Here is a 26,468-nt window from a genome sequence, read left to right as displayed (position 1 = left end):
ATTTTAAATTTTATGTATTAGCCATTGTTATTACGATCACTCTTCCTCCTTCTTCTTTTGAAAGAAGTATTTTTTTTCCATTGGTAAGTTCTACCATGGTACCTATTGGAATTTCTTTATCTTCTGTCAAATCTTTCAACGAATTCAACTTCTGATTGACCAATACCCACTTCCCTTTGAAAAAAGTAAAATAACCAACCGGTACTTTTTGCTCCGGGGTCAATTTCTCATTTCTGGCAATATTACGATTAACGTGCCATAGAAACAAATATTGATCATTATAAACCATTAGTCTATGATTCTCGGGCTTCCAAACGGTATCCTGATATTGATAGTACAAGTCTAAAACCGGGAGTGTCCCTTCGTGAGCTGTTCCACAAAACGGGCATCTTGGACGATTTGTATTGTCAAAAACATACCATTTTTGTTCGCAGGCCGTATTATGGCATTTCTGCATTAAATCGGTTGTTTTTAATAAGGCATTTTCCCACTCTTCTGCATTAGGTCTTTGCATTGGATTATGTAATCCGTCTATAAAAACTTTATCGAACAATGTTTTTAAATAAGGTCCCGTGATTGCGTACGGCAACTTGGCAATATCTGCCCAAGGCAAATCCCATTTTGAAACCTGATTGAGTTTGGGTCTGTTGGTAACATCTGTCGGGTGCTCGATAAACATTGCCATCTCTCCCATCGACAACAAATCGTCTTTTTCGGTATCTAAATCATGTACTTTTCCTCCTTTTAATGGATGTCTGTGCAGCAAAAACATATAAATAAGAACGGGCAGTGCATGCAAATCCGTAAGCCTGTTGGGCAATTTTCTATTAGCATCTGATTTGTCTAAATGTTTAGTAGCAAGTACTTCGGGAGCAATAAATTCTGCCGTACCAATTACTTCTGCCTGAAACACACCAGGCACGACCAAGCCGTCTAAATCAATCATACAAGCCGATCGCTCAACGGGATCAATCAAAACATTATTATAAGACAAATCAGAATGCGCCAATCCCATCGCATGCATCTTTTTTACACCTCGTGACAGATTTACACAAACCTGAAAATAACTCAGCCAATCTCCCAACTCTGAATTTGCGACCCGCAACGGGAAGTGTGGATTTCTGAATTTTGGCCCTGCAAACCATTTTCCGTTTTTTTCTTTTCCTTGAATTAAATCGCTCGTCTGATATCCTTTTCTAAAGAAAAACTTCGAATGATAAACCGGAACAATTATCCCTGTGAGACCATTATACCCGATGACATCGGTTGGCCATCTGAACACTTCATTTAAATAATAATCACTCGCTTCACCCTCCTTAATCTGAGCAAAATATTTACCGGTTATGCGCTGCAATCTTTCTTTTTGATTGTCGTCTAACTTGTCTCTAAAAATAGCGACGACATATTTTTTATCGGGACTAAAATAAACATCTTTTACCCCACCGCGCATGGGTTCGCCATTATCAACAAATTGATAGATTTTTGTGGTGTCATTTATTGATTTTACCGTAACTATACTCATCTTCTAGTAAATTATAGCAAGAGTTCTGTCGTCGTGATTTCCGGGACTCCAAAAATCCATCCAGTTCGAGAGCTGTGTTGCAATAGCTGCATTGTCACGCTCAAAATCTACTTTGGCTTTTTCTGCATTATCGCCTTTCAAATCGGATAGAAATGCCTTCCATTTCTCTATTTTTTCTAAGTTGGCTTCAACCTCAAACTTTGGATCATAGATTCCATCAGTCATCAATACCAGATAAGAGAAATCACCTACTATTTTAAAACCAAATCGGGACGAAAAATTCTCGTTTTGAAAGATTTCCGGCATGGTTATAAATCGGGTACCACCACCAAATTCTCCGGCGTCTATAAGGTTCATTAAGCTTACCTCAGTTAAATCTTTGCTGATCAAATTTATCGGGCAATCTCCAACTCCAAAGCTTAAAATAGCATAACCAAAATCATATTTTTTAACCAAAGCAAAAATCAAAGTAGCATGAAAATTCTTCAATTCTTCACCCTGTGCTGTTGCAAATTCTGCTATCTTTTGATTTACAAAATGTGCCGCTTTCGACAAATTAGTGCGTACAAAGTCGTTTGCTTTTTGAATTGATTCCGAATCTTTTTTAGCATAATAATTTAGCGCCAGCTCTTCGAACTTGCTCCAAATTTCAGTATTTAAATGGGTTTCAAAATAGTCAATTATAGCATCACACGCTAATTTTGATCCTTTTCTGGACAGCGTTGCAGAACCTGCACCGTCTGAAACTGCCAAAATGCTCCATCCATTTCCTTCGAAATTTCTGAATGCAAAATCGTCTTCTCTAAAAGAACCTACATTAGCATGACTGCGCCCTCTTTTCGAAGCGACTACAATATTTTTGTCCAAAAACACAGCTGAAACTGCTACATTGTCTTCTTTGCTAAAAGGAGCATTGGGATCACTTTCAATATTTTTCCACAATGACTTTGGATCCGGGTTTATGATCAGCGTAACTATTTTTTCGTTTAATAACGCTTCCTCAGCTTCTCCTTCTATTTTAAAACGGAATTTTATTTTTAAATCGCCGCTTCTTGTTGGGATTCCAAAAAGCAATTTTTCGGCAACATCAAAATAAAGTCCTGTTTCTTCTAAATTTTCAATTTCATAAAAAATAATATCTTCCCAACCCAGTTTTATAAAGTCAATTTTTGATTCATATTCTTTATTCACCGTACCGTTGGGCAAGAAAAAAGAATGCTGCATAATATCGTCAATTCTATTCTTTAACTTCCAATTGTCCATAATCAGCTGTTGCTTTTCTTTTATTATTTTTACTGCTGCACTGTTTGTTTCATCACTAATAAAATCTTCAAAAAGCGATTCTTTGCTTTTTGGAATATCGATTTTATTTTGAAATAAAAAAGACTGAAGATATCTTTTGGTCTCTTCCATAAGTGTTATCCTTGGGTTCTGCTGACATCAAAACCGCCTTCTCCGTAACCATAAGATCCTTGATTATGACACCACGGACAGGTACTGATCTCTTCGTCTCCAATACAATGTATTTTATCGCAAACACAGACTGCAAAAGCAATTTGGTTCCCGCAACAAGGGCAGGTAGGAAATCCTGTGAGTTCTTCTGTATTTACGGTAGTATTAAAGGTTGATTCGTCTGCTAATTCGAAATAAGAATTATCGACTTGGTAAGCGCCAACGAGTTTGTAATTTTTTGAACTCAATTCAACACCTGCATAAATTGACGGCGCAATTGTTTTACGGTACTTCATCAAATAGGGTCTTTTTGAATTTTGACATTTACCGTTCAAAACCACATAATTATCATCAACATATTGTCTAATAGGTTCTGCTTTGGTCAAATCTATTTTAGAAAGTGTTTCTCCTTCTAATTTTGCCAATTCAAAACCTGATGAATTATTCTCGACACTAATACTGCTTGTCTTGATCGAATCAGTAACCCATCTGAAAAACTCTTTATACGATTGTACATTGGTGTTTTTAAAATGAAGTACATTTTCTGTCAACTGCCCCAATAATTTTGTATCGGTTTCGTTTCCGAAAGAAACGGCAATTAAATTAGCGGTTCGTTGCCAATTTTCTTTCCATTCGTTTATGGCGGCCTGACTATCGTCGGTTGGCACTCCGTCTGTAAAAAGGAATACAATTGGTTTCCAGTCTCCCTTTACTTCATAAGTTGTTTTTACAATATTATTTCTTAATTCGTACATTAAATGTCCTAATCCCTTACTCAATGATGTTCCGCTTCCTACTGGAAATTTAGGCGGATAAAAACTCACGATTTCCTGTAAGGGTACCAATGTTTTAGGCTGACCTGCAAAAACAATGATCGAAACAAAAACCGTTTCCAGCGCATGTGGATCTGTTTTTAATGCCTGAATTATAGTGGCTAACCCTTCTTCAACTTGCTGAATGGGTTCTCCAACCATTGATTCCGAGATGTCAATCAAAAAATATATGGGTAATCTTCTCATTTTATGAAGAATTTTAAAACATTAAAAAATAATTATTATAACCTGTTTTGGGGAATTCAGCTAATTTTTTTTTAAACACATAGACACATAGGTTTTGAATTTATAAATTGAAACGTTTCAAGAAAATCATACTTTCTTCACATAAGCTTATGCGATTTATTTTAAGTGAAACGTCTTTTTTTATGCTTTGCTAGCTATGTCTCTATGTGTTAAAATTAATTGAACCCAATGAGTTACTATAACCCGCTAGGTGTAATTCTGCTAAATCTTTTTAACACATAGAAACATAGATTTTGAATTTATAAATTGAAACGTTTCAAGAAAATCATATTTTCTTCACATAAGCTTATGCGATTTATTTTAAGTGAAACGTCTTTTTTATGCTTTGCTAGCTATGTCTCTATGTGTTAAAATTAATTGAACCCAATGGGTTACTATAATCCGCTAGATGTAATTCTGCTAAATCTTTTTAACACATAGAGACATAGATTTTGAATTTATAAATTGAGATGTTTCAAGAAAATTACATTTTCTTCACATTAGCTTATGCGATTTATTTTAAGTGAAACGTCTTTTTTATGCTTTGCTAGCTATGTCTCTATGTGTTAAAATTAATTGAACCCAATGAGTTACTATAACCCGCTAGGTGTAATTCTGCTAAATCTTTTTAACACATAGAAACATAGATTTTAAATTTATAAATTGAAACGTTTCAAGAAAATCATACTTTCTTCACATAAGCTTATGCGATTTATTTTATGTGAAACGTCATTTTTTATGCTTTGCTAGCTATGTCTCTATGTGTTAAAATTAATTAAACCCAATGAGTTACTATAACCCGCTAGGTGTAATTCTGCTAAATCTTTTTAACACATAGAAACATAGATTTTGAATTTATAAATTGAAACGTTTCAAGAAAATCATATTTTCTTCACATTAGCTTATGCGATTTATTTTAAGTAAAACGTCTTTTTTATGCTTTGCTAGCTATGTCTCTATGTGTTAAAATTAATTGAACCCAATGGGTTATTACAACAACTTATATCCTAATTACTAAACTATTTTGATACCGGTTTTCGAAAAACAAAATGGTAGTAAAATTTACGATTGAAGAAGTCGAAAATTGATCTAAGTTACCTTCCAAACTTGTCTTTGTCAGACAACAATTCCAGATGTAAACTTAAAACTGAATTGATCAGGATTAAATGACTACCGTTATTTCGCTTGGTGGTGGTGGCAGCAGTACGCTTTCTCCGGTTCCCTGACTTTTATTCCCTTGTTCGATCGTTTCAGAGACCCATTTAAAAAATTGTTTTAAGGTCGAGCTGTCTGCTGAGGCCAAATGAACGACATTGGCAGTAAGTTCCTTAAGAATACTGTCATCTGCCATGTGACCGGCTGCACAACCTACAACAGCGCCAAAATTTAACGCTTTAATTTCTTGTGTTTTTTCTCTGTAAAACTGAATATCCGAAGGTTTTCCATCGGTAAAAACAAAAAGTAAAGGTTTCCAGTCTCCTTTTTGAGTCGGGGAACCTTTTATTACTTCTGTGTTTACTTTCTGAATTATAAAATCTAATCCGGCTCCTGTATTGGTAGGACCACTTTGAGGGCAAGTAATCTCCGGAAGCTGAAAATGAACCAACTCGGTTAAGGGTACAATCTCTTTTACTTCTCTGTCAAAAGTTACAATACTGATCCAAAGCGAGTCTAAAGCTTGTGCATCTGAACGCAGATTATTAATCATACCGTTCAAGGCATTATTCAAAGCCTGAATAGGTTCGCCGTACATTGATCCGGACGTATCTAATAAAAAATATACTGGTAATCGTCTCATCGTACTATTTTATTTATAGTGGAATACTAAAGGTATGACGCTACAATTTTATGAATAGTTTGTCCTAAAAAAGTATCTGCTGTCGGGTCACCAATGGCACTAAATTTCCATTCGTTATTTCTTTTGTATAATTTCCCCATGATGATCGAACGTTTGTTTACGTATTGCGAATCTGCAGAAACGTTATAAGAGGCAAACTCAGAAACCACTCTGGTTGGAGTTCCTTCGTACATTCTGATTTTAGCGTAAGGAATTTGAGAGAAATCTTCCGTCCCGGCATTATTCAGGAAGAAAAATATCTGGTTTACGTTTGCATTAACTTTCGATAAGTCAACTGTAATAATTTCGTTGTCAAGACCATCATCTCCACCGGTATCTCCGGCAAGATCATCGCCTGTATGTTTTAAAGCCCCGTCAGAGGTTAACAATTTACCTTGTGGCAAACCAAATTGCTGTAAAGCTTCTATTCTGTATAAAGGAGAATACAAATGATCACAAATTTTATTTTGGTCGTCAATTAGCACACAACTTAAATCTAAGTCGATCTCTTTTATGTTTTTAGATAATCCTAAAAAACCTTTAGTTTCGATAGCTCCCCAGTTCACACCAACACAGAAATCGGTTAGTGTTTCACCACTTGATTTTCTTAAATCAATTTTTTGTCCTTTGGTTAAGTTAATTGCCATGTTTGTAAATTGTGTTTAATTAGTTGTATTTATTTAAGTAATCTTGTAAACCACCTTTCATTCCGATACCAACTGCTTCAAATTTCCACTCTTCGTTTCTTTTGTAAATTCTTCCAAATTCAACGGCTGTTTCGATAGAGAAATCTTCATCAAGCTCGTACTTCACCAATTCTACATTAGATTGATCTAAAATTCTGATAAACGAATTTCTGATCTGGCCAAAATTTTGTCTTTTTGTATCGGCATGATGAATGGTAACTACGAAAGAAATCTCAAAAACGTCCGGTGAAATTTTTGACAAGTCTATTTGTATTTTTTCATCGTCTCCGTCTCCCGCTCCTGTTAAGTTATCTCCTGCATGAATAACCGCCTGATCCGGTGATTTTAAGTTGTTGTAATAAATAAAATGATTGTCATTTGGAAGTTTTCCATTTGCACCAACTAAAAATACTGACGCATCCAAATCAAAACTTGTCCCGGTGCTGCTTGCATTACTATCCCATCCTAAACCTACAGTAAATTTAGGCGCATCAATACTTTGTCTTTGTCCTTTCTCTAAGTTAATTGCCATTTTATTCTTTAATTAATATTAATATTCAACATTGTTTTTAAAATATTTGTTTGTTCATCAACGTTCTGTAATTCGTCCAGAAAATCTACTGATGAAATTTTTTCGTGGTATTCTTTTAACACCTCGAGAACTGTTTCGGGCAGCGTTGTTTTTATCGTACTGAGTTCTTTCTTTAACTCGGCATTTTTGGTTTTCAAATCTCTCAAAATGCTTTCTTTGGCAGAACCGTTTTTCGAAATATCAACTCCTAACGTCACTTCTTCATTCCAGAAATAAAACGATTTTTCGTTCGTGACAAAAACAAATTTGTCATTAGAATCCCTAAACTCGTAAATCTCTATGGTCTCGTTGTTGCAAACCAATCCACACAAAAACTTGATTTTAAAATTCAGGATGTTTAACCGTCCTAAAAGTTTTTTTTCAAATTTAGCATGTGCATTTTCGTATACGCTTTTATTGAATTGGGAAAGCTTTTCATATTGCTCAATTGTAATTTCTCTGTAATATTCGGCCTGAATATTTTGAGAAAAAGCCACTATGTCATTCCAATTAAAAAAACTGTCGGTATCTGAAACGAACAACTGATAGAGTTCTTCGATCTTTTTGGACATGTTTTGTGCGTGAAGCTGCATTTGTTTGGCAAACTTGGTCTCACCGATTTCTACTTTTAATTTTGATACAATATCATCATTAATATAAATCTCGTCTGTGATTAAAAGATACTGCTGCTCTTTTGATTTTTTTATTTTTTGAAACAAATCGATCAGACTGTTGGTAAACTGAATATGAAATAATTCTAATTTATTAATGTCTAATATCCGATTGTTTTGAAATAGCGTATGAATGATTTTCGTTCTTACCAAAACCCCAACAAGATCCTTGTGATTAAAGAAATTGGATAACAATTCTAAAATCACAAGTTTTCTGTTACTGTCTTTTATTATTCGAAGATAGCTCTCCTCTTCCTCCTGCATTTATCTAATTTCAAATATTCAATTCTCTAGCTTACGACGCCTTTTTTCAATTCTTGTTCCAAACTTTGTAAACCGGCATCCAATTGTCTTCTGGTTTCTGTACCTTGATCGTGTATTTGTTTTACTTCTGTCAGGGTATCGATCAAAGATTTTGTCGTCATTTTAAGTGTTTCAAGTGAAACGATGGTATTCTCGTTTTCTCTTGCCACTTCGATACTGTTTTGTTTCAGCATTTCTGCATTCTTTTGCAAAATAGTATTGGTCGTTTCAGACACTCTTCTTTGAATCTCAATATTCTGTTTTTGTCTTTGTAAAGCAACGGCCAATGTAAGTTGGTTTTTCCAAACCGGCATTGTAGTGGTCAAAATAGACTGTGCTTTTTCGGCAATAGAGGTGTTGTTGTTTTGCACTACTCTAATTTGCGCCAAAGATTGCAACATGATAAAACGCACAATTTTCATATCGGCAAGACGTTTGTCTAATCGATTAATGAAGGTTCTTTTATCTGAGATTTGATAATCCTGATAATCGGCACTTTTTCCTTCCATTACAGCAAGTTCTTCGTTCAATTCTTTAAATCGAATTTGTCCTGCAATAATGTGTTTTTCCATTTCTTTGATCAGATTCACATTACCGTCAAACATCGTTTGAAGTGCACTGTTATCTTTCACAGAATTGATCATTCCGGCTTTTACCTTATTACTGATTTTATCAATGTTTACCGTAATTCTGTCGTACTCCTGGAATAACTTTTTTACATCTGTAATTAGTTTATTCAACAAAGGAATTTTAGACAAGAACCTTTTAAACGGCCCTTGATCTAACTGATCTACGTCTACATAATTTAATTCGGTCAGTAAATCATTTATCAAAGTTCCTACCTCACCGGAATTGTACGTTCTGACATTGGTCAAAAAAGTATCACTTTGTTTGGCGATCGAGTTTTGAATTTCGGCACCATAATTCAGAATCGAATTGGCGTCGTTTTCATTCAACTGATTGGAGATGGCTTTGTAATTGTTTACATCTGCTTCTGTTACAGAAGCCAGATTTACATTTCCGTCTTTATCAATTAAAGCAGTATTCTCCTGAGTAACTAATTGATTTTCTAACATGATTTTATAAGTGGTTCTGTTGAATAGTAACTATCGTTTGCTCCAGTTTTTTATCGTTTGTCGGTACACCCACTGCGCTAAATTTCCAGTCGTCGTTTCTTTTGTAAAAAACACCTAAAACCATCGATACATTTCCGGCAAAAGTGGCGTCGTTTGCAATATCGTAACGTGCAAATTCTTCACTTACGCGGGTTGGAGTTCCCTCGTAAATTCTGATAGAAGCAAAAGGAATGTCTTTGAAATCCTGTCCTCTGAAACTGTTTATAAAAAAGGCAACGTGGTTAGCAGACGGTGACAATTGAGAGAAATCTAACGTAATAACTTCGTTATCTAATCCGTCATCGCCATTTAAATCTCCTGTCAAATCATCTCCACTGTGTTTCACAGCACGATCATTAGAAATTAGTTTTCTAAAGTTTACAGAGTCAATGTGATTTTTTTTATCATCATAGATCGCACAGCTGGCATCTAAATCTACCGCTTCTTTTTTAGTACCGAAAAATCCTTTTTTCTCAATTGCACCCCAGTTTACACCTACGCAAATATTTTGTAATTTTGTACCGTTACTTTTTTCAAGATTAATACGTTGTCCTTTTTCTAAATTAATTGCCATATCTTAGTTATATTTATTTAAGTAATCTTCTAATCCGCCTTTCATTCCGGCTCCCTTAGCTTCAAATTTCCATTGTCCGTCTTTGTTGTATATTCTTCCAAATTCAACGGCCGTTTCTATAGAGAAATCTTCTTCTAATTCGTATTTAACTAATTCAGTCGTATTCGAATCGTCTACAATACGAATGAATGAATTACGCACCTGTCCGAAATTTTGCTTTCTGTTGTGGGCATCATGAATCGTAACAACAACACAAATTTCTTTTGCTGCTGCATCAATTTTGGTTAAATCTATTTTTACTTGCTCATCATCTCCGTCCCCGTCACCTGTCAGGTTATCTCCTGTGTGAATAACTGATTCATCCGGTGACTTTAGATTATTGTAGAATATAAAATGAGAGTCTGATAATATCTTACCGTTATCTCCCAGAATAAAAACAGAAGCATCAAGATCAAAACCTGAACCTGTACTACTGTTGTTTGTATCCCATCCTAAACCAATGGTGAATTTTGGCGCATTTATATTTTCTCTTTGTCCTTTTTGCAAATTGATAGCCATAATTTAATCTATTTTTATTACGTTAATATTGCTTTTATATTCTAAAATTTGATGATAGTTATTACTAATTGCCAGATGAAATAATTCGTTGCTTTTTGCCGTCGGAATATTGGCTGCCAAAAAAGCAAACTGCTCTGCGTCCAGACTCAAAATAAATTTCACAATTCTGGTATTGTACTGAAAATGCTCACTGTTAATAATAGAAACAATATCTTCTACATTGTGAACCGCAAAATAATTGTAGTGATTTTCGATTTTTGGATGAATTCCTTTGTTTACTAATTCTGCAAAATAAACAAAAACAAAATCTCCTTTTACATCATATTGATCCAGAATTTTTATTACGGTATGCTCATGGCTACCGGTTATCTTGATGTCATCAACAAAAATGCAAAGTTTGCCTTCGATAAAATTACGATCGATGTAGTAGGTATCGTTTGAGATTAATTTAACTCTCTCCTCAAAATCCAAATTCCCATAATCCGTAACATAGGTTTGATTTCTGTAAATTTTAGACTCAATACAGGCCTTTTTACCATTTTTAAACAAAAACCCATTGAGTTCTTTTTTAAAATAGTAGCATAAAAAGTTTGATGCTGTCGGAATGGACAAATAAGGACTTGGTAAAATGACAATCTCTGTATTAGACAAGATTAGGTCTTTAAATTGAACAGCAAATCCTTCAAACAATTCTTTTGCAAATTGCTCTGCATAGAATTTATCTCCAAATTTAAACCTGCTATAGGCTGCCTCCTCAAAGGGGCAGTTTTCTTTTTCTGTTATTTTGTGTAAGCTGTAACTTTTATTCACTTTTAATTTTTTAATAAATGCGCATTAAAACCAAACTCTAATGCTCCATTGTAATCTGCAATAGGATTATCTCCAATATGCAAAACATCTTTTTTTTCTATTTTTTTATAAGTCTCAATTTCATCCAATACCAATTGAAAAATCTCCTGGTTTGGTTTTGAAAACCCAACTTCATCCGAGTAAATCTCAAATTTAAAATACTCCGACAACTCGTAATGTTGCAGTACCTTTCTTAAAGTTCGACCTTTAATAAAAGCGGTATTGCTCAAAATGTTAATCGTTTTACCCTGATCGGTAACGTCTTTAAACATTTTTTGTATCTCCGGATAAATTAACACCGGTTTAAACTCCAGAAACAATTCTTCTGTATGATCATAAAACTGAGACAGTCGATCTGTTCCGTTTTGATCCATATGTACGTCTAAAGCGCTTAAAATTAAATAATAAATCTCGTATGTATCTAAATTTAATCCTGTTTTTTCGTTAATTGTATTGCATAAAACATCATAATACCGAACTACTTCATTTACTTTTTCAATTCCATGGTTAATTTCAAAAAAATCCTTGAATAACAAGTTCCTTCTTTGCTTAAATTCCGGATTTGATTTTATTAAAGTCAGCCACAAATCAAAAGAAAGGTGACTGTAATTTTCATAATTTATTTCCAAAAGTCTTTAATTTAAAAATGCATATTCTAAACGATATCGTTTACTCAAACCATACCCTTACTGTCATTAAGTTAAGAGGTTCTTTCACGCAGATTTTGCGGATTTTTTTGTTCTGCTAAAATCTGCGTGAGCCTTTTTTGAGAATCCTTAACTTAATGACATTGACCCATACTCTAATAGATTCTTGCTCTATTTGAAATCCCAGGTTTTATTTAATAATTTCTCCAGAATAATATTTCTCCAGAAAGAAACTTAAATCGGCTCTATACCCGATACCGGAAGCTTCAAATCTCCAGTTGCCGTTTCGTTTGTACAACCTGCCAAATTCTACTCCGGTTTCTATAGAAAAATCCTCGTCTAATTCGTACTTGGCAATTTCCTGACCGTTGGCATCATCCACAATTCTGATATAAGAATTTCGCACCTGTCCGAAATTTTGTTTTCTGCGTTCAAAATCTTCAATAGTCACTACAAAAAGAATTTCTTCAACAGCGGCATCTAATTTACTGAGGTCAACCTTTATTGCTTCGTCATCATCACCATCACTATTTCCTCCTGTCGGATCGTCTCCTGTGTGCTCTAATGCTCCATCGGGAGAGTTCAGATTATTGTAAAAGACAAAATAATTTTCTCCTAAAAGCTTGCGGTTAGCATTAATCATAATCGCTGAAGCATCTAAGTCAAAATCATGTCCCGTTCCTTCATTTGGATCCCATCCTAACCCAATTGTAATCTTAAACAAGCCAATATCAATTTTTTGCCCTTTTTGTAAATTTATAGCCATTACGATATTTTAATTAGAATTTCTTAAACTATACAATGATACAAAAAAGCCCCTCATGAAAAATGTGGGAGTACGTAAAAAGAGAAATATTTATCAACAAAATCAACAAAAATCATAGAAAACAACACTATTCTGAATATTCTCCGGCAAACCTATTCAGCCCCAAAGCACTAGCGAAAATGACTCAAAATACAAACAAACGAGATTCCCAATTCCATAAAAAAGACAAACTTTATCACTATATTTACATTGAATTCGAAGCAATCAAAAAAAGACGATCGTTCAGTACGAATTATTGAAATTTTAAATCAAGTCCACACTATTTCATAAATACGCCCCATATAAATGTTCAAAAAAGGATCTAAAATAAATAGTATTTTAACAGGAAGTTGTCCAAAATGTCAAAATGAAAGCATGTATGCAGACCAAAATCCGCTTCATTTGACTAAAGTTCTCAAAATGAATGAGAACTGCAGCCATTGCGGATTAAAATATCAAATTGAACCTTCCTTTTTCTACGGTGCAATGTATGTGAGCTACGGATTAAATGTTGCAGTGGGAATTGCCGCTTTTATTGTTTCATTCGTGTTTTTTGAGAGTACTATTGAGCAATCTTTTCTGGCTATTATTGTTACTTTAGTAGTGTTATTCCCTTTTGTTTTGCGCCTTTCAAGAAACATCTACATCAATATGTTTGTCTCTTACGATGCAAAAGCAGATCCAAAAGCAAAAAAACAATAAACTACTTATTTTCTTTTCTTATAAAAACGGTAAATATCAATCACCGGATCCAAAGGCGTTTTGTCTTCAATATAAGCAAACAAATCTTTTGCCATCGCCGGTCCGAGCATTACACCACGTGTTCCCAGTCCATTTAAGAGGTGTAATCGTTGATGTAGGTTATGTGTACCAATAATAGGTCTTCGATCTTTTACCGTTGGCCTTACTCCACCAAAATGCGATACAATCTCGAAATCACAATTGATGATCTCTTGAATACGCTCTGTTAACTCCGCTCTTCCTTCTGCTGTTGGAGTAGCGGTTTTGTCCTGCCAATTGTAAGTAGCACCCACTTTGTATAAATCATCTCCCAGAGGCAAAATAAAGACGCTGGTATTCACAATAACATCCAAATCAAGATCAGGTGCTTTTATAATAAACAACTCCCCTTTTGTGCCATCAAGCGGTAAATCCTGAAAAAATGGATTGGCGTGCAGACCAAAACCTTCTGCGAAGATTACATTTCGGGCTTCAATCCCTTTGTAGGTTACAAAATCTTCTCCAACAATTAATTTAGAATAGTCAAATGATTCCCGTTGCAACAACTTATTCTGAATCAAATACGCCTGATATTTATCCAACAAAAGTCCTGTATCGACATAACCTGTGTGTAATACTTCACCATAATCAAAAGGCGAATCGATTCCTGTATATTTCTTAAAAATCAACTTTGTAGAAAGGAAATTAGCCAACAGTGGCTTATCAGAGGCTGAAAACCAATTGTTCTGCTCTTCAATAGAAAAGAATTTTCTGAGAATAGGAAGCCTAAAATTAAATTTAGTTTCCAATTTAGCTTCCACCTGACTGTAGAATTCATCCATCAAATCTAATTGTTCCTGTGCTTTCCAGACTTCACTAAATCGCTTTAGAATAACGGGATTGTATAAACCTCCCGCCACTCTTGATGATATTTGAGATTTATCATCAATTACTAAAATAGTTTTATGGTTTTGAAGCGCTCGTTCAGCAAACGAAATTCCGGCTAATCCTGATCCGATAATGAGATAATCAATCATATTCAATAATGGTAAAATAAAAAAAACTCTTACTACAAAGGTACTAAGAGTTTTTCTTATAATTTAATTTTACGAGCCTAGTAGGTCCACATATCTTGTTCGAGGTCGCGAATCTTTTCCTTAACCCTTTCAGCCTCCCACAATTGATAGTCGGCATTGTTTTTCATATAATCTTTTATTTCACGATCCCCATAAACGTTTTCTTCTTTGTAGATAACAGCATTAAAACGCCGCGAATTTAAAAGCTGATCGAACGAAATAGGAAGTGCCGAATTTTTATCATTAAAAGCCTTCCCTTCATGTAACACCTCGCGCGCATTGGGAAAGAAAACCCAAAACAATTCAATATAGTCCTTTTCATCACTATTCATCGTATACACATCGGGAGTTACAGGGCAAATACCCAGTAAACGGTATTTCAATTCACTCTGACGTTTGTCAAAATACCAATACCCTTTTATTTTATATTGTGTCACATCAGCAGCAGTAAGGTCTTGTTTCAAAATATATTCGGCAGGAACAGTTCTCGAAGCCGGAACGGTTTGATCAACATACGTCACGCTTTTCTTCTTACCGGTACCGGTCACCACTTTTTTCTTTACAACACGTGTCCTGTAATCGTCCGGATATTGATTAATTAACTCTCTTCCTGCGTCCGTTGTATCAACACGGGATAATGATCCCTGAATGTCTTTCAACGATTTTTTAGTATTGAAATAACTATCCGCATAAACTTCGGTTATTTTACCGTTCCGCATCGCTTTTGTCAAAACATCATATAACGAACGTCTCTCCGAGCCAATATTGGCGGTATCAACCGGAAAGTATAATGGGAAGTTAATTTTTTCATTCAGATCAATGATCTCCCAGACGGTCTTACCCAATAATACATCTCTGTCGTCAACATAACCATAAGCCAGAGGTTTATCATTATCTGATATACGCTGAGCGGGAGTCTTAAGTCCAATTTGATTCGCCGTTTTCGCATTAAGCAAATTGGATTGTGAGTTTGAAGCAAAACTTCCTGCAATAAAAACAATTGTTACTAAGAAAAATCTAATCTTCATCATGATAAATACTATAAGATATTAAACGTAACTCCGTACACTCACTGAATATGCATCAAGCCTCATTTTCCGCAATGCTGTCAATTTCAAAAAAGGAAAAATCTTTGTTTACTAAGCTCGTTTTTACAGAGCCACTTGTGGAGATTTCTTCTTCGTCGAAAGAACAAACGCTGCCTATATTTTCAAAACAAACTAAATTATTACATCCAATTTTACTGCTTCACAACTTCAAGACTTGAACCCTGAATATTCTCGACACATTTATTAAAATTACAAAAAAATAACGACAATACTCCACACCTTATTGAAAACCACGTATTTACACCTGAAAGCACCTCAGATACGACCAAAAAAAAACTCTTACTACCGAGGCAGTAAGAGTTTTTCATATAATTTAATTTCAGAAACTTAGTAGTTCCACATATCTTGTTCGAAGTTACGAATCTTCTCTTTTACTCTTTCAGATTCTAACAACTGATTCTGTGCATTGTCTTTCATGTATTCTTTGATCTCACGATCTCCGTACAAGTTTTCTTCTTTGTACAAAATAGCGTTAAAACGTCTTGAGTTTAAAATCTGATCGAATGAAATCGGAAGCGCTGAGTTATTGTCATTAAAAGCTTTTGCTTCGTGCAATGCTTCTCTTGAGTTTGGATAGAAAATCCAAAACAACTCGATATAATCCTTCTCATCACTGTTCATAGTATAAACGTCAGGAGTTACCGGGCAAATACCCAATAAACGATATTTCAATTCACTTTGACGTTTGTCGAAATACCAGTATCCTTTTATTTTGTACTGTGTAACATCAGCAGAGGTAAGATCTTGCTTCAAAATATATTCAGCAGGAACGGTTCTGGTAGCACCTACAGTTTCGTCAACATAAGTTACTACTTTCTTTTTACCTGTACCGGTAACTACTTTTTTCTTCACAACGTGAGTTTTGTAGTCATCAGGGTATTGGTTAATTAACTCTCTACCTGCATCAGTTGTATCGATACGTGATAATGATCCTTGGATGTCTTTCAGAGATTTTTTAGTATTAAAATAGCTATCTGAATACACTTCAGTTATTTTGCCATTTTTCATAGCTTTAGTCAAAGCGTCATAAAGAGAACGTCTGTCAGGGCCAATATTAGCCGTATCTACCGGAAAGTATAATGGAAAGTTAATTTTTTCATTTAAATCAATGATTTCCCAAGTAGTTTTCCCCATCAATACATCTCTGTCATCAACATAACCATAAGCTAATGGTTTATCATTATCGGAGATAAGCTGCGCAGGAGTTTTAAGTCCTATCTGATCCGGTGTTTTTGCATTAAGCAAATTCGATTGCGCATTAGAAGCAAAACCTCCAGCGATAGAAACAATAGCTATTAAAAAAATTCTTACTTTCATCATGATACCATTATAAGATATTGAACGTAGTTTTACCTACTTTATTATTGTATTTCGTAAATTACCGGAGCAGTTCTTGGTAATAAATAACTACCAGCTCCAACAAGTTTAGTTTTAATTTCAGAAATAGTAACTTGATCTCCTTTACCTGCTCTTGAAAGAATTTGTTTGCATTGTGCATTTAATCTGTTACCGCTAACTACAACTGTAGGTTGTCCAGTAACTTTTAAATTAAATCCAACAACATCTAAACCAACTTCAAAATCAAAATCAAGTAATTTAGCACCAATAGTAGCAATTTCTAAGTTAGATTTAGGTCCTTTAACAACACCCATCTCACCTCTAATTGTTCCTGTTGGTCCAGGAATACCTTTAATTCTGAATGTTTTCTTGTCTGTTACTTTATCACCGTTTGGCAATGTTCCAGTTACAGAAATTGTAGCTTCAGTACCTTGTCCCGGGCTCATGTTATATTTACCTGGTTTACCTGCAGAAACTAATCCAGGAGCACTTGCAACAATTTTGTTTGCATCAACACCAGCGAATGATACAGAAATTGGGTTAACCACTCCTCTATAAACTACATTCATTTTATCTGCAGAAATAGTAGCAGCGTTTGGTCTTGGTACTACAACATACTTCCCAGCAAATTTAAGAGGAATGTTTTTTCCGTCTTCCAAGAAAGTAAATTGACCATTAATATCTTGCTCTCCAACACCTCCGGCAGTTAATGAAATAACCGCTTGTCCGTTAACGATTTGTCCAGGACCTTGGAATGAAGTTGGTTTAGTGTTTTCGTCATAACGACCTAAAACTACCTTACCTGTAACTTTTTCTCCTTGGAAGTAAGCATTTTTGTCTAAAACAACAATTGCTTGATAATTGCTATAAGATGCAGCAGCAACCGCAGCTTTACCTAAAGCACTGTTGTAAACATCAGTTTCCAATTTAGTAACATCATTTTGCCAAGCTGAAAGTTTAGCAGCTGATGCAATTGCAGGGAAACCTTTAAAATGATAAGCTAAGTATTTTTCTTTTATACCGTCTTTGTTTTTAACATCAGATACATCAAATTTTTGATCGATCTCTGAAATAATGTTAGCGTATTTTTTATCTGATCCTAAAGCAGCTTTAATGTCTGCTTTGTATTTTTGAATTCTAGCGATAATCTCATTCCCTTTAGCAGTATAACCGTCTCCTGTAAACCAGTCGTCGATATTATCTCCTCTGTCCATAGACTCGTAAGGTAATTTACCAGTTTCTTTATCTGCTTCAAATCCTTTGATAGATTGTGCTTTTAAAGTTCCGATGTAAGCGTAAAAATCTTTTGAAACTGCTTCAATTTTGTGAGCTGTTACTGCAGCGATAGCAAATTCTCCTTTTGCTTCAGCCGCTTTTTGATCTAAGGCTGTTAATAGAGAGGTATTATTTGTAGTTGCTGTAGTGTTAGAAGCTTCGAATTTTTCGTTAAATAAACCAAAACCTGATATTACTTCTTTCGACACGTTCATTGCCAACATTGCGATGAAAACCAAGTACATCAGGTTAATCATCTTCTGTCTAGGGGTTAATTTTCCTCCTGCCATTTTTTTCTAATTAGTTCTTATTAATAATTTTAATATAGTAGTTAAAAACTAATTATCCTTTGTTACTCATTGCAGAAAGCATACCACCGTAAACATTGTTTAAAGAAGCAATGTTTGCAGTCATTGATTGCATTTGTTCTTTTAATTTAGAGGCATTGTCAGCAATTTCTTTATTAGCATCTGCATTTCTTGCAGCGCTTTCTAATTGTACTTTGTATAAGCTGTTTAATGATTCCATTTGTGCAGCAGCCATAGACAATTCTTCGCTGTATTTTTTAGTAGAAGCGATAGAATCTACAGTAGGAGCAATTCCTTTAGCAGCTGATTCGAAATTTTTAATACTGTTTCCTAAACTTGACATTAATTCACCGTCAATTTTAGCTTCTTTCAACATAACGTCTAACTTTTGAGACAACAATCCTTGGGCATCAGAAGGAGTTTCAACTTTATCCGCTTTTTTTCTAGCTTGTCCATTAGCTAATTCAGGGTAAACAAGAGTCCAGTCCAACTCTTCGTCAACAGGTTCGAAAGCAGAAAGTGCAAAGATTAACGCCTCAGTTAACAATCCGATTGATAACATCAATGTTCCTGTTAATGGTCCAATCTCAAAGTGAGTAATTTTGAATAATGCTCCAACGATTACTACTGCCGCTCCCATACCATAAGCGAAATTCATTGCTTTTTTACTTAATAATGCCATAATACTTTTTTTTAGGTTTTAATTTGAAATAGATTTGATTTGGATATTTAATTTATGAAATTACTTCTTTTTGCCAGTTACCTGAGTACCCATATAATCCTGAACGGTACGGAAACCAATATAACTTCTAGCTGAATCTGCGTATTCGTGGTCACGAGTACTTACTTGTAGGAAGTAAGCAACATCTTTCCATGATCCACCGCGAACTACTTTTCTTTGATTGTTTCCATCAATAACGTTAGGGTTCATTGTTGAAACATATTCGTATGCATTTGGATTGTAAGCTGAATCTGTCCACTCTGAAACGTTTCCTGCCATATTGTACAATCCGTAACCATTTACGTCGTAAGATTTAGCTTCAACAGTATACAAAGCCTCATCAGCTGCGTAATCTCCTCTGCTTGGTTTGAAGTTTGCCAAGAAGCAACCTCTGTCACTTTTCGTATAAGGACCTCCCCAAGGGTATGTCGCAGATTCCAGACCTCCTCTTGCAGCATACTCCCATTCTGCCTCTGTTGGCAATCTGAAAGCATTTACTAAGTCACGTCCTTTTTTCTTAGATTTAATATAACTGTTTTTGTTCAAAGTTCTCCAAGCACAGAATGCTTTTGCTTGTTTCCAAGTAACACCAACTACAGGATAGTCTCCATAAGCTTTGTGCCAGAAATAGTCATTGTGCATTGGCTCATTATAAGAGTAAGCGAAATCTTTAATCCAAACCGTAGTATCAGGGTAAACACTTACTTGTTCTGTTTTAACGAAATCTTTTCTTTTACCTACTTTAGCTTTTGCTGCAGCCTGAATATCCATCCAAGAATAACGGAATTTCAATTTATTTACATCAATTGTTCTTAAACCATTGTAAGACTCTTCGATAGGCAAATACATAGAGTCCATTACTTCAGTGTAATACTCATCCGGATACGCTTTAGTATCTTTAATTAACTTAACTTTTTTATTCAATTTTCTACCTGCATACGGATCATCTTTCGTTCCTACGCTGTAGTAATTATCATACATATACTTATCGTAAGCTGTCATTTTTTCAGGATCAGAATCGTTAAATGCATAATCAGCAATACTACCTGCTTTTTTACCTTTACCATCTCCTGCTCCTTTTTGACCTGTTTCGTCAGCTAAAATAGCCAAACGAACTCTCATTGTAGAGTCTTTTACCCACTCCACAAATTGACGGTACTCACTGTTGGTAATTTCAGTTTCGTCCATATAAAACGAACGAACTGTCACTGTTTTAGTTGGAGCGTCCTCTACATTAGCCAAATCAGCATCTGATTTACCCATAATAAAAGACCCACCTGGAACCAATGTCATTCCATAAGGTTTTTCAGGATGCCATTTTCCTCCTGTAACACCAACTAACTCACCTTTATCACCTGATTTTCCACAGCCGACAACTAGGGTTAATATTGTTGCAAATGCAATAAACTTCTTCATATAAATTTGGGATTATCTATTCATTATTATAAGTCCGTAAACGTATTTATTATTTAGCTAAAAAACAATACTAGTCACGAAATTTATTTCACCGTTCAAAAATAATGTTAAATAAAATAAAAAAAAAATATTTTATCGATAAACTAACGCAAAAAATCGACGTAAAACGTTATTTTTTATACTATATAAATCTTTTCCTACTAATGTTTCTTAACTTTTTTCTCACAACTTTAAAAAGTCCTGATTTTCGCTAAAATTTCCGTCTACAAAGCGTTTTTTCGCTGCGCTTTCCACCATCTTTCCGGTAATTCCTGATTGCAAGCAAGCAAATATTCATCGTAAGAACAGGGTAATAACGTATTTCTTTTTAATTTATTGTGGCCGTTTGATTCGTACGGAATTTCAATCCACCAACGATCGGTTTTGTCACTTTTATAAAATATCAATTCTTCCTCTTCTAAAGGAACAATATACTTTAAATAATTCGCTCTGCTTCCAAATGGGTATTCTTTGGATCGGTAGTGATATCCCTCTATAAAATACCAAACGATCTGGCCAATAATTGCCGCTTCCGGTACAGTACTATTGTGATTAAAAACCCCAAAAGACGAAACTTTATCGCTAATTCCGGCATACCTCGCCAAGGCACAAATCTCTTTTCCATTAAAACCATTCGGTTCAAAAGAAACCATATTCCCCGAAGCCGATGACTTTACCGAATTTAAATCAATACTAACTAAATCAGCATCTCTGAAAACAGGTTCAGCCAAAGCGATTTTATTCGAAATCTCACCTAAACGGTAAGCGTCAAAAAACAGCTTTTCAATTAAATCAATTTCTTCTTGAGAATTGTAATACGTCTGAAATCCAATATTACAATAATTAAAGAGATTATTCGGTTCGTCAATAATAATTTTTGTTAAATAAGAATTCGCAGAAACCGCTTCATCGTCTTTACCAAAATCAAATTTATTATCTACCGAAACCATGTTCACCATTTGCTCCAAATCGTCATAAGCACGATACAAAGCATACGTCAAATCCTGTGAACCTCCTAAAACTATCGGAATCACTTTATTCTTAATTAAAGCTGATGTAACTTTTTTAAGTGCGAAGTACGTATCCTCTACAGAATCTCCTGCAAGGATATCTCCTAAATCTGCTATCGAAGCATCCCAATTACCGGGAAACATACCATAAAATTTCTTTCGAACCGCTGTCAGATTTACCTCATTAACAACACCACTATTACGTCGATCTTCTAAAACACCAATAATCGCAATAGTGACTTTACTAATATCGGGAAACTGATCCTGAGTATGAAAAACAACCTTACTGCCTAATTCCTGAGAAGACAATGAACTAATGAATTTTAAAATTCCGTCATTAACCGGTTCTAGAAAATCAAATTCCATTTTTTATTTCTTTTTAGCAGCTGGTTTTTTAGCTGGAGCTTTTTTAGTTGTTGTTGCTTTTTTTGCCGGTGTCTTCTTTGCCGGTGTTTTTTTGGCGATCATTTCCTGAACCTCAGCCAATGTCAGCTTTGTAGCATCAACCTCTTTGCTTAGTTCAATTTTAATCTTACCTTTTGTTATCACCGAACGGCCCCAACGTGCTTTTTCAACTAAAATCCCTTCATCCTCCCAATTGTGAAGGACTTTATCTATATTTTTCTGTAATTTATCTTCAATCAGTTCTTCAACATCTGTTTGTGATAAATTATCAAAGTTGTATTTTTTACTTACGTTTATAAAAAGACCATTCCATTTAATGAAAGGACCAAAACGCCCCACACCTTTCTGAACCGGTTCTGCTTTGTAAACTGCAATTGGTGCATCAGCAAGTGCTTTTTCATCAATTAGTTCCTGTGCTCTGTCTTTCGAAACACCTAATGGATCTTCTCCTCTTGGCAAAGAGATAAAAACACTTCCGTGACGTACATAAGGCCCATAACGACCATTACTTACCTCTACTTCTTCTCCTTTATATTCTCCTAAACTTTTAGGTAATAGAAACAGATTAAGAGCATCTTCTAAAGTGATGTTTCCAATATTCTGATCCGACATCAAACTGGCGAATTTTTTATCTTCATCATCCGCTTCTCCAATTTGAGCCATTGGTCCAAATTTTCCTAAACGAACAGAAACCTGTCTTCCGTCTGCATCTTTTCCTAAAATTCTTTCTCCGCTTTCACGTTCCGCATTCGCTTCCACTTCTTTTACATTCGGATGGAATTTATCGTAGAACTCCTTCATCATGACAGCCCAGTCAATATTTCCTTCGGCAATCTCATCAAAATCCTGCTCTACTTTTGCGGTAAAATTATAATCAAGGATGTTTCCAAAATTCTTAACCAGGAAGTCTGTTACGATAGTTCCGATATCTGTAGGAACTAATTTCCCTTTATCAGAACCTGTATTTTCTTTTAACAACTTTTCACCAACCTTACTGTTTTGTAAAGTAAGTTGGGTATAATTACGTTCCTGACCTTCAAGAGTTCCTTTTTCAACATAATTTCTGTTGATGATCGTCGAAATAGTTGGTGCATACGTAGACGGACGCCCTATTCCTAATTCCTCTAATTTCTTAACCAACGAAGCCTCTGTATAACGTGCCGGTGGTCTTGAATATCTTTCGGTAGCGGTAATATAATTGTTTGCTAATTTCTCGTTTACTTTTAATGCCGGAAGCATTCCTTCCTGCTCTTCCTCATCATCATCATGTCCTTCTAAGTATACTTTTAAGAAACCTTCAAAAAGTAAAACTTCTCCTGAAGCTGTAAAAATTTCGCCGTGATTGTTGGCTTCAATTTTTACGTTTGTTCTTTCTAATTGTGCATCACTCATTTGAGACGCTAATGTTCTTTTCCAGATCAAATCGTACAAACGTGCCTGATCACGATCAATATTTACGGTGTGACGTGACATATCTGTCGGACGAATCGCCTCGTGTGCCTCTTGCGCTCCTTTGCTTTTATTGGCAAAAGTACGTGGCTTAGAGAATTCTTTTCCGTATGATTTGATGATTTCAGCTTCGGCGGCATCCATCGCATCTTTAGAAAGATTCACACTATCGGTTCTCATATAGGTAATAAGTCCCGCTTCGTATAAACGTTGTGCTAATTGCATGGTAATACCAACCGGTAAATACAACTTTCTGGCCGCTTCTTGTTGTAAAGTCGACGTTGTAAAAGGTGCTGTTGGAGATTTTTTGGTAGGTTTAGTTTCTAAATCTGCTACCTTATATATAGAACCGACATTTTGTTTTAAGAAATCTTCGGCTTCTTTTTTTGTATTGAAGTTTTTTGGCAGTTTTGCTTTGAATGTTTTTCCGGCTTCGTTAACAAATTCTGCTACTACAGAATAACTTGCTACAGCGCTAAAATTCTGAATCTCACGTTCTCTCTCTACGATCAAACGAACAGAAACGGACTGTACACGACCGGCAGACAAACCACCTTTAATCTTTCTCCATAAAACCGGTGATAATTCATACCCCACTAAACGGTCTAAAACACGACGCGCTTGTTGAGCATTAACCAAATTATAATCAATTTCTCTTGGATTGTCAATTGCTTTAAGAATTGCACTTTTGGTAATCTCATGAAAAACAATTCGCTTTGTCTTTTTGGTATCCAGTTTTAGTTCTTCCGCAAGATGCCATGAAATAGCTTCCCCTTCGCGGTCCTCATCACTCGCCAACCAAACCATTTCGGCATTTTTAGATAGTGTTTTCAGTTTACTTACTAAAGCTTTTTTATCAGAAGAAACTTCATATTTAGGTTTAAATCCATTTTCTACATCTACCCCTATTTCCTTTGATGGTAAGTCGGCTATATGTCCATAACTTGACTCTACCTGAAAATCACTTCCTAGAAATTTCTCTATCGTTTTCGCCTTTGCAGGTGATTCCACTATTACTAAATTCTTTGCCATTGCTCTATTTTTCTGCAACAAAAGTATCTATTTTTTTTAAATATTAACCTTGCTTATTCATTTTTGAAGTATTTTAATAATATGTTTCCAAAAATTACAGATTTATCTGTAAACATCGCGATTACATATATAGGTATAACTTTTAAGGGGTTATACTCCAAAAATAGATGATTTTTAACACTCAAAATCGCATAAGTTACATCAAAACAGATACAATTCTCTGCTCCATTTTAACAGCAATCATATCTGCTCTCTATTCACTTCCGCTTCATTTGGTTTCGTTATATTTGGTATTCAAAATAAAATCAAACTAAAAAAAGCATAGGATGAAACGAACAGAACAGCTAACAAAACTAAAACAAACTCAGGAATGGGATGTTATAGTGATTGGAGGTGGTGCAAGCGGACTCGGGACTGCCCTTGATGCCGCAAGCAGAGGATACAAAACCGTTTTGGTTGAAGCAGTAGATTTTGCAAAAGGTACTTCCAGCAGAAGCACTAAATTAGTTCATGGCGGCGTTCGTTATCTGGAGCAGGGAAACATCCCTTTAGTACAGGAAGCTTTAAAAGAAAGGGGGCTACTGGCGCAAAACGCAGGTCATTTAGTCAAAAATCAATCCTTTGTGATCCCCAATTACAACTGGTGGGGCGGTTATTTCTACACCATCGGCCTTACGGTTTATGATTTGCTGGCGGGAAGACTAAGCTTGGGACGATCGAAATACATTTCAAAAGAAAAAACCTTAGCACTACTCCCTACCGTAGAACCAAAAAACCTAACAAGCGGCGTTGTTTATCAAGACGGCCAATTTGATGATTCCCGTCTCGCCATAAACATTGCACAAACTGCAGTAGAAGAAGGCGCTTGTCTTCTTAATTATTTCAAAGTCGTCAATCTTTTAAAAGACGATCACAATCAGGTAACAGGTGTACAGGCGATTGATCATGAAACTGGTATTAAATACGATATAAAAGGAAAGGCCGTCATCAACGCGACGGGCGTTTTCACCAACGCGATAATGAAACTAAACGACACGGTGTATAAAAAATACATTGTTCCAAGTCAAGGCATTCATTTGGTCTTCGATAGTTCCTTTTTACCGGGTGATCAGGCCTTGATGATTCCAAAAACAAGCGACGGAAGAGTTTTGTTTGCGGTGCCCTGGCACAACAAAATAGTAATAGGAACGACTGATACTTTAATTAAAAAACACAGCCTCGAACCTATTGCACTCGAAGCAGAAATCGAATTCATTCTAGAAACCGCCCAACGCTTTTTAACAAAAAAACCGACACGTGCCGATGTGCTGTCTGTTTTTGCCGGATTAAGACCCTTGGCCGCACCAAAAGAAGAAGGAAAAAGTACCAAAGAAGTATCCAGAAGTCACAAAATCATTGTTTCCGAAACCGGATTAATTACCATAACGGGCGGGAAATGGACCACCTACAGAAGAATTGCCGAAGACATTATAGACAAAGCCATTGCAGTACATCGTCTACCTAAAAAGAAATGTAAAACAGAACAGCTCTCCATTCACGGAAATATAAAAACGGATTCCGCAGCACGAGCAAATCATTTGTATATATATGGAACTGATATTCCTAAAATAGCAGAATTACACAACACGGAACCCGAATTAAAAGAAAAACTACATCCGTATTACGACTATACGATGGCAGAAGTTGCCTGGTCAATTCGCTATGAAATGGCCCGAACGATAGATGATGTACTAGCAAGAAGAGTTCGTTTGTTATTTTTAGACGCACGGGCGGCCATTAGCTGCTGCGAAAAAGTAGCGCAGTTACTGGCGAAAGAACTCGGTCATGATGAAAAATGGATTCAAAGACAAATAGCCGAGTTCAAACATCTTGCCAACGGATTTTTATTATCCGATTTTCACGAAAAACAAACCTAACCACAT

23 protein-coding genes are annotated in these 26,468 nt (G+C 35.4%); 2 read left to right on the top strand and 21 right to left on the bottom strand.

Features of this window, described 5'->3' with window-relative positions:
* Nucleotides 1-10: 10 nt before the first annotated feature.
* The 13 genes from ACHRV5_RS12865 to ACHRV5_RS12805 all read right to left on the bottom strand — a co-directional run bounded on the left by ACHRV5_RS12865 (nucleotide 11) and on the right by ACHRV5_RS12805 (nucleotide 12,609).
* Nucleotides 11-1,522 (bottom strand): helix-hairpin-helix domain-containing protein, encoded by a 1,512-nt coding sequence (locus ACHRV5_RS12865; protein ID WP_395427014.1) that lies wholly within the window; start codon nucleotides 1,520-1,522, stop codon nucleotides 11-13.
* Nucleotides 1,523-1,525: 3 nt separating this feature from the next.
* On the bottom strand, nucleotides 1,526-2,935 hold the full coding sequence (locus ACHRV5_RS12860) for a PP2C family serine/threonine-protein phosphatase (RefSeq protein WP_395427013.1): 1,410 nt from the start codon (nucleotides 2,933-2,935) through the stop codon (nucleotides 1,526-1,528).
* A 5-nt stretch (nucleotides 2,936-2,940) separates the two neighbouring features.
* Entirely contained in the window at nucleotides 2,941-3,993 is a 1,053-nt protein-coding gene (locus ACHRV5_RS12855) for a TerY-C metal binding domain-containing protein (RefSeq protein WP_047778545.1), read from the bottom strand.
* Nucleotides 3,994-5,194: 1,201 nt separating this feature from the next.
* Nucleotides 5,195-5,830, bottom strand: a complete 636-nt coding sequence (locus ACHRV5_RS12850) for a VWA domain-containing protein (protein WP_047778544.1) — start codon at nucleotides 5,828-5,830, stop codon at nucleotides 5,195-5,197.
* A 26-nt stretch (nucleotides 5,831-5,856) separates the two neighbouring features.
* Entirely contained in the window at nucleotides 5,857-6,516 is a 660-nt protein-coding gene (locus tag ACHRV5_RS12845; RefSeq protein ID WP_047778543.1) for a TerD family protein, read from the bottom strand.
* 19 nt (nucleotides 6,517-6,535) lie between these two features.
* Entirely contained in the window at nucleotides 6,536-7,087 is a 552-nt protein-coding gene (locus ACHRV5_RS12840) for a TerD family protein (protein ID WP_047778542.1), read from the bottom strand.
* 8 nt (nucleotides 7,088-7,095) lie between these two features.
* Entirely contained in the window at nucleotides 7,096-8,061 is a 966-nt protein-coding gene (locus ACHRV5_RS12835; RefSeq protein WP_395427012.1) for a hypothetical protein, read from the bottom strand.
* A gap of 26 nt (nucleotides 8,062-8,087) precedes the next feature.
* Nucleotides 8,088-9,176, bottom strand: a complete 1,089-nt coding sequence (locus ACHRV5_RS12830; RefSeq protein ID WP_047778540.1) for a toxic anion resistance protein — start codon at nucleotides 9,174-9,176, stop codon at nucleotides 8,088-8,090.
* A 4-nt stretch (nucleotides 9,177-9,180) separates the two neighbouring features.
* Nucleotides 9,181-9,789: a TerD family protein gene (locus ACHRV5_RS12825; protein ID WP_047778539.1), complete on the bottom strand. Its 609-nt coding sequence runs from the start codon at nucleotides 9,787-9,789 to the stop codon at nucleotides 9,181-9,183.
* Between the two features lie 3 nt (nucleotides 9,790-9,792).
* Nucleotides 9,793-10,347, bottom strand: a complete 555-nt coding sequence (locus tag ACHRV5_RS12820; RefSeq protein ID WP_047778538.1) for a TerD family protein — start codon at nucleotides 10,345-10,347, stop codon at nucleotides 9,793-9,795.
* Nucleotides 10,348-10,350: 3 nt separating this feature from the next.
* Nucleotides 10,351-11,157 carry a phosphoribosyltransferase family protein gene (locus tag ACHRV5_RS12815; RefSeq protein WP_395427011.1) on the bottom strand — a complete coding sequence of 269 codons (807 nt, stop codon included), beginning with the start codon at nucleotides 11,155-11,157 and terminating at the stop codon, nucleotides 10,351-10,353.
* A gap of 2 nt (nucleotides 11,158-11,159) precedes the next feature.
* On the bottom strand, nucleotides 11,160-11,825 hold the full coding sequence (locus ACHRV5_RS12810) for an HAD family hydrolase (protein ID WP_395427010.1): 666 nt from the start codon (nucleotides 11,823-11,825) through the stop codon (nucleotides 11,160-11,162).
* Nucleotides 11,826-12,033: 208 nt separating this feature from the next.
* A complete protein-coding gene (locus tag ACHRV5_RS12805; protein ID WP_047778535.1) occupies nucleotides 12,034-12,609 on the bottom strand; it encodes a TerD family protein in 576 nt (191 codons plus the stop codon).
* 345 nt (nucleotides 12,610-12,954) lie between these two features.
* Here ACHRV5_RS12805 and ACHRV5_RS12800 point away from each other — a divergent pair, with 345 nt between their 5' ends.
* Entirely contained in the window at nucleotides 12,955-13,350 is a 396-nt protein-coding gene (locus ACHRV5_RS12800) for a DUF983 domain-containing protein (RefSeq protein WP_230004644.1), read from the top strand.
* A 5-nt stretch (nucleotides 13,351-13,355) separates the two neighbouring features.
* Here the strand turns inward: ACHRV5_RS12800 and ACHRV5_RS12795 are convergent, their stop codons facing one another.
* From ACHRV5_RS12795 to topA, 8 genes are all read right to left on the bottom strand, one after another.
* Nucleotides 13,356-14,405, bottom strand: coding sequence for an NAD(P)/FAD-dependent oxidoreductase (locus tag ACHRV5_RS12795; protein ID WP_395427009.1), 1,050 nt, complete (start codon nucleotides 14,403-14,405; stop codon nucleotides 13,356-13,358).
* Nucleotides 14,406-14,482: 77 nt separating this feature from the next.
* Entirely contained in the window at nucleotides 14,483-15,472 is a 990-nt protein-coding gene (gene gldN, locus ACHRV5_RS12790; RefSeq protein WP_395427071.1) for a gliding motility protein GldN, read from the bottom strand.
* A 408-nt stretch (nucleotides 15,473-15,880) separates the two neighbouring features.
* Nucleotides 15,881-16,870, bottom strand: coding sequence for a gliding motility protein GldN (gene gldN / locus ACHRV5_RS12785; RefSeq protein WP_230005148.1), 990 nt, complete (start codon nucleotides 16,868-16,870; stop codon nucleotides 15,881-15,883).
* Nucleotides 16,871-16,914: 44 nt separating this feature from the next.
* A complete protein-coding gene (gene gldM / locus ACHRV5_RS12780; RefSeq protein ID WP_047778529.1) occupies nucleotides 16,915-18,456 on the bottom strand; it encodes a gliding motility protein GldM in 1,542 nt (513 codons plus the stop codon).
* 52 nt (nucleotides 18,457-18,508) lie between these two features.
* The gene (gene gldL, locus ACHRV5_RS12775; protein ID WP_047778528.1) at nucleotides 18,509-19,156 is read right to left on the bottom strand and encodes a gliding motility protein GldL; all 648 of its coding nucleotides are present in this window, start codon (nucleotides 19,154-19,156) and stop codon (nucleotides 18,509-18,511) included.
* A 60-nt stretch (nucleotides 19,157-19,216) separates the two neighbouring features.
* The gene (gene gldK / locus ACHRV5_RS12770) at nucleotides 19,217-20,611 is read right to left on the bottom strand and encodes a gliding motility lipoprotein GldK (protein ID WP_047778527.1); all 1,395 of its coding nucleotides are present in this window, start codon (nucleotides 20,609-20,611) and stop codon (nucleotides 19,217-19,219) included.
* A 263-nt stretch (nucleotides 20,612-20,874) separates the two neighbouring features.
* The gene (locus ACHRV5_RS12765; RefSeq protein ID WP_230004642.1) at nucleotides 20,875-22,026 is read right to left on the bottom strand and encodes a formimidoylglutamase; all 1,152 of its coding nucleotides are present in this window, start codon (nucleotides 22,024-22,026) and stop codon (nucleotides 20,875-20,877) included.
* 3 nt (nucleotides 22,027-22,029) lie between these two features.
* Nucleotides 22,030-24,546: a type I DNA topoisomerase gene (topA, locus tag ACHRV5_RS12760; protein ID WP_047778525.1), complete on the bottom strand. Its 2,517-nt coding sequence runs from the start codon at nucleotides 24,544-24,546 to the stop codon at nucleotides 22,030-22,032.
* A 326-nt stretch (nucleotides 24,547-24,872) separates the two neighbouring features.
* Here topA and ACHRV5_RS12755 point away from each other — a divergent pair, with 326 nt between their 5' ends.
* On the top strand, nucleotides 24,873-26,462 hold the full coding sequence (locus ACHRV5_RS12755) for an FAD-dependent oxidoreductase (RefSeq protein WP_395427008.1): 1,590 nt from the start codon (nucleotides 24,873-24,875) through the stop codon (nucleotides 26,460-26,462).
* Nucleotides 26,463-26,468 lie beyond the last annotated feature (6 nt).

The organism is Flavobacterium sp. FlaQc-52, from assembly GCF_044007495.1.
Lineage (GTDB): Bacteria > Bacteroidota > Bacteroidia > Flavobacteriales > Flavobacteriaceae > Flavobacterium > Flavobacterium cupriresistens.
The sequence above is the reverse complement of the archived record's forward strand: the minus strand, read 5'-3'. Positions and strand labels throughout refer to the sequence as shown.

What these genes read in the sequence shown, in the direction of transcription:
- ACHRV5_RS12865 (WP_395427014.1), bottom strand. Translation starts at nt 1,522, where the DNA reads ATGAGTATAGTTACGGTAAAATCAATAAATGACACCACAAAAATCTAT.
- ACHRV5_RS12860 (WP_395427013.1), bottom strand. Translation starts at nt 2,935, where the DNA reads ATGGAAGAGACCAAAAGATATCTTCAGTCTTTTTTATTTCAAAATAAA.
- ACHRV5_RS12855 (WP_047778545.1), bottom strand. Translation starts at nt 3,993, where the DNA reads ATGAGAAGATTACCCATATATTTTTTGATTGACATCTCGGAATCAATG.
- ACHRV5_RS12850 (WP_047778544.1), bottom strand. Translation starts at nt 5,830, where the DNA reads ATGAGACGATTACCAGTATATTTTTTATTAGATACGTCCGGATCAATG.
- ACHRV5_RS12845 (WP_047778543.1), bottom strand. Translation starts at nt 6,516, where the DNA reads ATGGCAATTAACTTAACCAAAGGACAAAAAATTGATTTAAGAAAATCA.
- ACHRV5_RS12840 (WP_047778542.1), bottom strand. Translation starts at nt 7,087, where the DNA reads ATGGCAATTAACTTAGAGAAAGGACAAAGACAAAGTATTGATGCGCCT.
- ACHRV5_RS12835 (WP_395427012.1), bottom strand. Translation starts at nt 8,061, where the DNA reads ATGCAGGAGGAAGAGGAGAGCTATCTTCGAATAATAAAAGACAGTAAC.
- ACHRV5_RS12830 (WP_047778540.1), bottom strand. Translation starts at nt 9,176, where the DNA reads ATGTTAGAAAATCAATTAGTTACTCAGGAGAATACTGCTTTAATTGAT.
- ACHRV5_RS12825 (WP_047778539.1), bottom strand. Translation starts at nt 9,789, where the DNA reads ATGGCAATTAATTTAGAAAAAGGACAACGTATTAATCTTGAAAAAAGT.
- ACHRV5_RS12820 (WP_047778538.1), bottom strand. Translation starts at nt 10,347, where the DNA reads ATGGCTATCAATTTGCAAAAAGGACAAAGAGAAAATATAAATGCGCCA.
- ACHRV5_RS12805 (WP_047778535.1), bottom strand. Translation starts at nt 12,609, where the DNA reads ATGGCTATAAATTTACAAAAAGGGCAAAAAATTGATATTGGCTTGTTT.
- ACHRV5_RS12800 (WP_230004644.1), top strand. Translation starts at nt 12,955, where the DNA reads ATGTTCAAAAAAGGATCTAAAATAAATAGTATTTTAACAGGAAGTTGT.
- ACHRV5_RS12795 (WP_395427009.1), bottom strand. Translation starts at nt 14,405, where the DNA reads ATGATTGATTATCTCATTATCGGATCAGGATTAGCCGGAATTTCGTTT.
- gldN (WP_395427071.1), bottom strand. Translation starts at nt 15,472, where the DNA reads ATGAAGATTAGATTTTTCTTAGTAACAATTGTTTTTATTGCAGGAAGT.
- gldN (WP_230005148.1), bottom strand. Translation starts at nt 16,870, where the DNA reads ATGAAAGTAAGAATTTTTTTAATAGCTATTGTTTCTATCGCTGGAGGT.
- gldM (WP_047778529.1), bottom strand. Translation starts at nt 18,456, where the DNA reads ATGGCAGGAGGAAAATTAACCCCTAGACAGAAGATGATTAACCTGATG.
- gldL (WP_047778528.1), bottom strand. Translation starts at nt 19,156, where the DNA reads ATGGCATTATTAAGTAAAAAAGCAATGAATTTCGCTTATGGTATGGGA.
- gldK (WP_047778527.1), bottom strand. Translation starts at nt 20,611, where the DNA reads ATGAAGAAGTTTATTGCATTTGCAACAATATTAACCCTAGTTGTCGGC.
- ACHRV5_RS12765 (WP_230004642.1), bottom strand. Translation starts at nt 22,026, where the DNA reads ATGGAATTTGATTTTCTAGAACCGGTTAATGACGGAATTTTAAAATTC.
- topA (WP_047778525.1), bottom strand. Translation starts at nt 24,546, where the DNA reads ATGGCAAAGAATTTAGTAATAGTGGAATCACCTGCAAAGGCGAAAACG.
- ACHRV5_RS12755 (WP_395427008.1), top strand. Translation starts at nt 24,873, where the DNA reads ATGAAACGAACAGAACAGCTAACAAAACTAAAACAAACTCAGGAATGG.